Source organism: Xanthomonas sp. D-36-1, from assembly GCF_017746155.1.
Lineage (GTDB): Bacteria > Pseudomonadota > Gammaproteobacteria > Xanthomonadales > Xanthomonadaceae > Xanthomonas > Xanthomonas cissicola.
On sequence record NZ_JAGHWR010000089.1, the window covers coordinates 1 to 1,211 of the forward strand.

The 1,211-nt window shown below is 57.5% G+C and carries 1 protein-coding gene; it reads left to right on the forward strand.

The annotated features are described in order from the left end of the window. Positions 1–646 precede the first annotated feature (646 nt). Positions 647–1,141, forward strand: a complete 495-nt coding sequence (locus J7367_RS20040) for an integrase (protein ID WP_057664295.1) — start codon at positions 647–649, stop codon at positions 1,139–1,141. The last annotated feature ends 70 nt before the right edge of the window (positions 1,142–1,211 follow it).

The following is a 1,211-nucleotide window of genomic DNA, read 5'->3' on the forward strand; positions in this document are numbered from 1 at the left end:
TGCCGGCGATGGGGAGCGTGCGTCTGTGAACCGGGAAATTCCCGCGGAAAGCGCCAGAAATGGCGAAATTCCGAAGTTCCAAAAGCCACTCTTCGGAACGACGCCACCTTCCGCCCTGTCAGGTCTCGTTGTTCAGACCTTCCCTAGAGCAGACATCTAAGATCTTACTTGATGACGTATGCCGCCAAGACGCTATAGAGAGCGACGAGCCGCTCGCCCGTAGTTGGCGCCTCGAATGCCAGCTTGATTTCAAGGTCATATGGACGAGGGTGTATCGTCCACGCCTCGCAAAGATGGGTCGAAGTTGGGTTCAGTGCAGATTGACCGGATCACCACGCCTGTAGTCCAGCGGCTCGTGGAAGTCTTCGCAATGGGGCGACCGGCCAACCGTTACCAACCCGCACTTCCAGCGACGCCCAGTAAAGCAAACCACCTTCATCGCTATCTACGTCGCACACTCGCCTGGGGCGTGCGTGCCGGCCTATGCAGATCCAATCCAGCAATCGGCGTGAGGCAAGCACGCGAAGCAAAGAGACACCGGATGCCAATGCCGTCCGCGTTCGACAAGGTACTGGCCTTCGCTCGAGAGCGTGGCTCCCTCACGCCGCATACGAAAGGCAGCTGCCCGAGCTACCTAGCACCGGTCATGGTGCTGGCGTATAGCGCACGCCTACGCGGCATCGAGGTGTGCACACTCAACGACACACATAAACAACCTGCAGGCATCCATGCTCAACGGCGCAAGGGATCACGCGACACCCTCACCGAATGGGATCCAGAAATGATCGAGGCGTGGGATCTTCTCGTAGCACGACGGACCGCCATCTGGACTAAAAAAGGTCGGAATTTTGCAGTCCCAATCAAGGCTGAGGATCGGCGCCTACTCGTTGAACAGACCGGTAATCCGATGGCTAAGTCATCACTGGATAGCGCCTGGCAGCGATTCATCAAGCTGGCACTGAAAGAAGAAATCATTTCGAAGCAGGAGCGCTTTTCGCTGCACGGCCTTAAGCATCGCGGCATTACCGACACAGTGGGTAACCGGGGCGACAAACAAGACGCCGCAGGGCACGTGACACCAGAAATGACCGGCCGCTATGACCACGCGTTGCCGGTGGTAAAACCGCCAAAGCGCAGCTAATTTTCCCGGCAATTTTCCCGGTGGCCTCAACTCAAGGCGCTTGGCAGGAGCTAAGGAAGGTCTGATCAAC

What these genes read in the sequence shown, in the direction of transcription:
- J7367_RS20040 (WP_057664295.1), top strand. Translation starts at nt 647, where the DNA reads ATGGTGCTGGCGTATAGCGCACGCCTACGCGGCATCGAGGTGTGCACA.